This is a genomic window from Amycolatopsis sp. cmx-11-51, assembly GCF_047608665.1.
GTDB lineage: Bacteria > Actinomycetota > Actinomycetes > Mycobacteriales > Pseudonocardiaceae > Amycolatopsis.
This window is the reverse complement of sequence record NZ_JADNQO010000056.1, coordinates 1-545: the sequence shown is the minus strand read 5'-3', so window position 1 is coordinate 545 and position 545 is coordinate 1. Positions and strand designations below refer to the sequence as shown.

The following is a 545-nucleotide window of genomic DNA, read 5'->3' as shown; positions in this document are numbered from 1 at the left end:
GTGTCGTCACGCGTTTTCTCAGCGGTGGTTCCCGCAACGCGACCGTGCGGGCGCCGCGCCGGGGAGCCGTCCTCGGTGACCGGGACGCGGGGGCCCGGCAGGGTGTCGAGTCGGCGTCCGTCAGATCACCGCTCCACCTGGTCGGGCGTGATCTTCACGTCTCCGTGGGCTCCTGATCGTTGCGTTCTTGCTCCCGCGCCCAGGTGGTCGCCCATTCGTCGAGCGGACGGAGGGCATCACGGAGCGCTGTCCCCAGCCGGGTCAGCTCGTAGCCATCGGCCGAGGGGGCGATGATCCCGCTCGATGCGAGTTCGCGGAGCCGCTGGTAGAGGACGCTGGATGACAGCCCTTCGCACCGTGCCAGCAGCGCGCGGGCGCCGAGCGGACCCGCACGCAGTTCCCAGAGAATTCGCAGCGCCCACCGACGGCCGAACAGGTCCATCGCGGCCATGAGGGGACGGCCGGTAGTCGATCCACGAACCGGTGTTCCTGGGCGCGGTGTCGGCATGACCCTCCTTGCGTTTCGTTATTCGAAACATTAGCAT

At 68.4% G+C, this 545-nt stretch carries 1 protein-coding gene; it reads right to left on the bottom strand.

What is annotated here, in order from left to right; genetic code table 11:
* Window positions 1-154 precede the first annotated feature (154 nt).
* Window positions 155-451 carry a winged helix-turn-helix transcriptional regulator gene (locus ACM6LU_RS39205; RefSeq protein WP_414942925.1) on the bottom strand — a complete coding sequence of 99 codons (297 nt, stop codon included), beginning with the start codon at window positions 449-451 and terminating at the stop codon, window positions 155-157.
* Between the last annotated feature and the right edge of the window lie 94 nt (window positions 452-545).